General features: G+C 72.1%; 3 protein-coding genes and 2 pseudogenes. All 5 read left to right on the plus strand.

Translation table 11 applies throughout. From position 1 onward, the window contains the following. A pseudogene (locus GTW67_RS09705) lies at positions 1 to 1605 on the plus strand (nitrate- and nitrite sensing domain-containing protein); the annotation flags it as partial. A gap of 9 nt (positions 1606 to 1614) precedes the next feature. Further along, positions 1615 to 2028 carry a roadblock/LC7 domain-containing protein gene (locus GTW67_RS09710; protein WP_003993189.1) on the plus strand — a complete coding sequence of 138 codons (414 nt, stop codon included), beginning with the start codon at positions 1615 to 1617 and terminating at the stop codon, positions 2026 to 2028. Positions 2029 to 2139: 111 nt separating this feature from the next. After that, positions 2140 to 2538, plus strand: coding sequence for a DUF742 domain-containing protein (locus GTW67_RS09715; RefSeq protein WP_003997626.1), 399 nt, complete (start codon positions 2140 to 2142; stop codon positions 2536 to 2538). Beyond that, on the plus strand, positions 2519 to 3094 hold the full coding sequence (locus GTW67_RS09720; protein WP_161164401.1) for a GTP-binding protein: 576 nt from the start codon (positions 2519 to 2521) through the stop codon (positions 3092 to 3094). The genes GTW67_RS09715 and GTW67_RS09720 overlap by 20 nt, the downstream gene beginning before the upstream one ends. Before the next feature lie 412 nt (positions 3095 to 3506). Continuing rightward, positions 3507 to 6211, plus strand: a pseudogene (locus GTW67_RS09725) (HAMP domain-containing sensor histidine kinase); the annotation flags it as partial.

The raw sequence follows: 6211 nt of genomic DNA on the forward strand, positions 1-6211 counted from the left end.
GGCGGCGCGCTCGGCGGTGGCGGCGCCTTCGGAGGCGGTGCCTTCGGCGGTGGCGGCGGTGCTCTCGGCGGCGGTGCCCAGGGCGGCGGCCGGCTCGGCGCCGGTCAGGGGCCGCGGGCCGCGCTGCCCGGCCGGGACGCGGGCGGTCGCCCGGGTGCTCCGGGTGGCGCACGCGGACCCCAGTCCCCGGCGGGTCCGAACCAGCAGGGCCCGAACCAGCAGGGTCGCCCGGCTCCGGCCGGCGCGGGTGCGGGTGCCGGTCAGACGCCCGGTGCTCCGCAGGGTCTCCAGGCCGCGGGCATGAACGCCCCGCAGGGCCAGGACGCCTTCGGTGGCCGCCCGCAGCGCGGCAAGCGCAAGAACAACGGCAACGGCGATGCCGAGCAGGGCCGTCGTCCGCAGCTGCCGCCGCGCGGCGGTCCGCGGGCCGAGCTGCCCGGCGGCAACAACCCGCAGCCCCGCGTGCCCAGCTGGAGCGACGAGAACGCGCAGCCGCCGGTGCCCCGCGCCTCGCTGGACGCCCCGCGCGGCCACGAGGAGCCGGACTCGTCCCGGACGGACCGGACGCCGCGCTACGACGACCAGCAGGGTCCGGGCGCGACCGCCCAGATGCCGGCCGTCCCCCGGCACGGTGACCCCCAGGGTCCCGGCGCCACGGCGGAGTTCGCCCGACCGGACTTCGACGCCCCGGCGCCGCGCCGGGACGACCCGCAGGGCACGGGCCAGTTCGCCCGGCCCGCGGCGGACCCGTACGGCGTGAACGCCCCGCGCGACGACCAGTTCTCGCGGCCCGAGCCGGCCGCGCCGCAGCACGACGGCGGCCCGTTCGTCCGCTCGGACGTGTTCGGCGGACAGCCGGCGCAGCAGGGTCCGCACGACCCCGCCTCGACCGGTCAGTTCCCGGGCGCCCCGGCGTACGGCGAGGGCCCGGCCGGGCAGCAGACCGGACAGCACCGTCTGCCGGACCGTCAGGACCCGGCCGCGACCGGCCAGTTCGACCGTTCGCAGGTCAACGGCGGCCACGCGGCGGGCGACTTCGGCGCCCCGCGTCCGCCGGCCCCGCAGCAGCGTCCCGCCCACCAGGAGCCCGGCCACGGAGCCCCGGCCCCGCAGCGGCCGGCCGACGGCTGGGCCCTGCCGCCGGCCTCCGGGCCCGGCGACGGACGCACGCCGCTGTACGACACGCTGGAGACCAACTGGTTCCACGGCGACCGCCGGGAGGGGACGGACAACACCGCCCCCGCTCCCGCTCCCGCCGCCGAACCGCAGGCCCAGCCCCAGACCCCGGCGGCCCCCCAGCGGCCCGCCGGCTCCGCCTGGCGCAGCTCGCCGAACGACGATCTCGTCCGGCAGGCCGAACGCGTCCGGCAGCCCGCGGCCGGAGGAGTCACCACCTCCGGTCTGCCGCGCCGGGTACCCCGGGCCAACCTGGTCCCGGGCACGGCGCAGCAGCAGTCGCACCAGAACGGTCCGCAGGTCTCGCGCGCACCCGACGAGGTGCGCGGCCGGCTGACCAATCTCCGTCGGGGAATCGCACAGGGCCGTCAGGCCGGTACCAACCAGACCGGCAGCTACCCGCGGCCCACTCACCAGCAGGAGCGTTAGTTGAGCCCGATGAGCCAGGCGGCACAGAACCTCAACTGGTTGATCACGAATTTCGTGGACAACACCCCAGGGGTGTCCCACACCGTCGTCGTGTCCGCCGACGGACTTCTTCTGGCGATGTCGGAAGGCTTCCCGCGCGACCGCGCCGACCAGCTCGCCGCGGTCGCCTCGGGGCTGACCTCGCTGACCGCCGGGGCGTCCCGGATCTTCGAGGGCGGCAGCGTGGCCCAGACGGTCGTGGAGATGGAACGCGGGTTCCTCTTCCTCATGTCCGTCTCGGACGGCTCGTCCCTGGCCGTTCTCGCGCACCCGGAGTGCGACATCGGCCTCGTCGGCTACGAGATGGCGCTGCTGGTCGACCGCGCGGGCGCGGTCCTCACCCCGGACCTGCGCGCCGAACTGCAAGGCAGTCTGCTCCACTGATCGGCCCCGGCACCACCCGTCTCACCAAATCACCGTCCGGCCGCCACAATCCCCCCACCGGCCTCGTCAGACGGCACGACTGACCAACCTGCTGTCCCGCCCGGAGGATTCATGACCCCGCCCACCGCCTCTCATGATCCGTACGCGGAGCCGTACGAGGACGAGGGCGACCAGCCGCTGGTACGTCCGTATGCGATGACCGGCGGCCGGACGAGGCCGCGCTACCAGCTCGCCATCGAGGCGCTGATCAGTACGACGGCCGACCCGGCAGCGCTCATGGGGCTGCTCCCCGAGCACCAGCGCATCTGCCACCTGTGCCGCGAGGTGAAGTCGGTGGCGGAGGTGTCCGCGCTGCTGTCGATGCCGCTCGGGGTGGCCAGGATCCTCGTCGCGGACCTCGCCGAGGCCGGACTCGTCGCCATCCACCAGCCGGGCGGCGACGAGAACAACGGCGGTGCGCCGGACGTGACACTGCTCGAAAGGGTGCTCAGTGGACTTCGCAAGCTCTGACGGAGGCCGGGCGACCACCTCCGCGAAGATCGTGGTGGCCGGCGGCTTCGGCGTCGGCAAGACCACGTTCGTGGGCGCCGTCTCCGAGATCAACCCGCTGCGCACCGAGGCCGTGATGACCTCCGCCAGCGCGGGGATCGACGACCTCACGCACGCCGGGGGCAAGACGACCACCACGGTCGCCATGGACTTCGGCCGCATCACGCTCGACCAGGACCTGATCCTGTACCTGTTCGGCACGCCCGGACAGGACCGCTTCTGGTTCATGTGGGACGACCTGGTGCGCGGTGCCATCGGCGCGGTCGTCCTGTGCGACACCCGCCGGCTGGCCGACTGCTTCCCGGCCGTCGACTACTTCGAGAACAGCGGCCTGCCGTTCGTCGTCGCGCTCAACGGCTTCGACGGGCAGCAGCCGTACACCCCGGACGAGGTGCGCGAGGCACTTCAGATCGGCCCCGACACCCCGATCATCACCACCGACGCCCGGCACCGGGCCGACGCCAAGAGCGCGCTGATCACGCTGGTGGAGCACGCGCTGATGGCACGCCTGCGGTAGGGCCCGGACAGCTCCCGGGCTCGAAGATCCAAGTCGGCAGGGAACTACGGCAGTTGTCGTAGACGTACCGGAGCCGGCTGTGTCCTTTGACACGGCCGGCTCCGGCGTTCATAACGTTTCGGCAGAGGAATCGGGTGGTACCGACACACCTCGCGGTCGATCGGTGTCGCTGCGCGCACGAAGGCCCCGTCATTTGGCGGGCCTCGCTCTTTATGACCGTTTTATCTAGGGCTTACATCACGTGTAACCCCCTCGTTCCACTGTTTGGAAGAGCGCAGGTCGTCGTGCTGGAATGCGAGAACTGCCCAATGGTCAAAGACGTACTCAGCAGTAGCACGTACTCGATGACGGACTGGGCGCTGATACACAGCGGCACGACGTAGGTGCCGACCGCCGAGAGGTTGTTGGTCGAGTGAGGCGAAGCAATAACGGTCCCGAGCCATCGGCCCGGGGCAACTTCACCCCGCCGCAGCGCACAGCGGCGCCCGCCCCCGTGCCCGCTGCGGAACCTACGGCCGCGCCCGCCCCGAGCGGCGGCCGTTTCTCCCCGCGCAACTGGCGGGTGACCACGCGGCTGAACGCGATCCTGCTCATCCCCGTGCTGGTCGGCCTCGTCATGGGCGGCTTCCAGGTGAAGAGCTCGATCGACACCTGGCAGGACGCCGAGGACGCCGAGAGCACCGCCCGCCTGGTGCGCGCGTCCCTGGGCTACGCCAACGCCCTCTACAACGAGCGTGACGTCACCGCCGCGCCGCTGCTCCAGGGCAAGGACGAGAAGGACGAGACCGTCGTCAAGGCCCGCAAGGCCACGGACGAGGCCGCCGACGACTTCGACGAGGCCGCGCAGGCCATGCCGGGCAAGGCCGGTCTGGAACGCCGGCTGAAGGTGTTCCGCGAGCAGGAGCCCAAGCTCCAGACGCTGCGCACGACCGCCTACACCGCCAAGCTGAAGGGCGTGGAGACCGAAGAGGGCTACACCGGCATCGCCCACCCGCTGATGGAGTTCGCCAACGAGCTCGGTCTGGGCACCGGCAACATCACCTCCTACGGCCGCACCGTCTACGCGATCTCCCTGACCAAGGCCGCGCTCTCGCTGGAGCGGTCCATCGGCATGCACATGCTGGTCAAGCCGGGTCCGGAGCCGAGCCACCTCGCCAGCCAGCGCGTCGCCCTCTCCTCCTACGCCTACCTCGAGCGCATCGCCATCGAGGAGTACATCGGCGGCGGTACCGAGGCGGACGCGCAGAAGCTCGAGGACGCCGAGGCGAAGCTCAAGGAGGACGGCGCGGCCATGGCCAAGGAGGCCAAGGCCAAGGACCCGGACTACGTGCCGCCGCCGGCCAACCCGACGACCATGATCTCCGAGCTCGCCGGTCTGGACTCCACGGACGCCAGTGCCCGGGCCGCGCTCGCCGCGCAGGGCATCACGCCGGAGAACTGGTGGGCGGTCAACACCCTCAAGTTCGACGCCTACGAGAAGATCGAGACGGACCTGGCCGACAAGGCCGTGGACGAGGCGTCCGCCATCGCCGACGACGCCGAGCAGGACGCCTACATCACGGGTGCCGCGGTCGTGATCGCGCTGCTCGCCGCGTTCATCCTGGCCGGCATGGTGGCCCGCCAGATGAGCCGCTCCATGCGCCAGCTCCGCAACGCCGCCTTCGGCATCGCCGAGCAGCGCCTGCCGATGCTGGTCGACCAGCTCTCCCGCACCGACCCCGGCCGGGTCGACACCCGGGTGGCGCCGATCCCGATCACCTCGACCGACGAGATCGGCGAAGTCGCCCGCGCCTTCGACCAGGTGCACCGCGAGGCCGTCCGGCTCGCCTCCGAGCAGGCCCTGCTGCGGGGCAACATCAACGCGATCTTCACCAACCTGTCGCGCCGCAACCAGTCGCTGATCGAGGGCCAGTTGAGCCTGATCACCGACCTGGAGAACAACGAGGCCGACCCCGACCAGCTGGAGAACCTCTTCCGGCTGGACCACCTCGCCACCCGTATGCGCCGCAACGGCGAGAACCTCCTGGTCCTCGCCGGCGAGGAGCCCGGCCGCCGCTGGGACTAGCCGGTCCCGCTGGTCGACGTGCTGCGCGCCGCCTCCTCCGAGGTGGAGCAGTACGAGCGCATCGAGCTGTCCGGTGTCCCGGAGGCCGAGATCCACGGCCGCGCCGTGACCGACCTCGTGCACCTGCTCGCCGAGCTGCTGGAGAACGCGACCACGTTCTCCTCCCCGCAGACCAAGGTCCGCGTCACCGCGACCCGGCTGCCCGACGGCCGCGTGATGGTCGAGATCCACGACAAGGGCATCGGCCTGACCGCCGAGGACTTCGCGGACATCAACCACAAGCTGGCCAACCCGCCGACCGTGGACGCCGCGATCTCGCAGCGCATGGGCCTGTTCGTGGTCGGCCGGCTGTCCGACCGGCACGGCATCCGCGTCCAGCTGCGCCCCTCCGGCGAGCAGGCGGGCACCACCTCGCTGGTCATGCTCCCGGACGCCATCACGCACGGCGGTGGCGGCGAGCAGCAGCCGCAGCGCGACGAGTTCACCGTCTCGCAGATCATCCCCGAGCAGGAGTTCCGGGGCGAGAGCTTCGGCCAGGTCGGCCAGCCCATGCGGACCGCCGCGGAGCTGGGCTTCGACGACAGCCGCTACACGGAGGTCCCCGACGACATCCGTGAGCTCGACCCCGTCGGCCGCTCCCTGATGCGCGAGGAGCGCCGTGCGGCCCTGGAGGCCCAGGCGCAGCCCGAGCTGCCCGGCCCGGCGGAGCACGACGGCCGCCAGAGCGCCGACGGCACCGGATACCAGGACCAGTTCACCGGTCAGCAGCCGGTCTACGGTCAGGGCCAGGGCGGTTACGACGAGCAGCAGACCGGCGCGTACGACCAGCAGTCGGCGTACGCCGATCAGCAGCAGGCGTACGAGGAGCCGCAGCAGGCGTCGTACGAGGAGCAGTACTACGCGCCGAACGGCGGACTGCCCCAGGGCGACGGCTACTCGGCGAACGGCGGCTACGCCGGCCAGTCCTACGCGGAGCCGAACGGGCACCGGCCGAACGGGCACCAGCCCGCCGGTTCCGGTGCCCAGGAGCCCTACTCGGCCTTCGAGCAGCA

The organism is Streptomyces sp. SID5910 (assembly GCF_009862125.1).
Classification (GTDB): Bacteria; Actinomycetota; Actinomycetes; order Streptomycetales; family Streptomycetaceae; genus Streptomyces.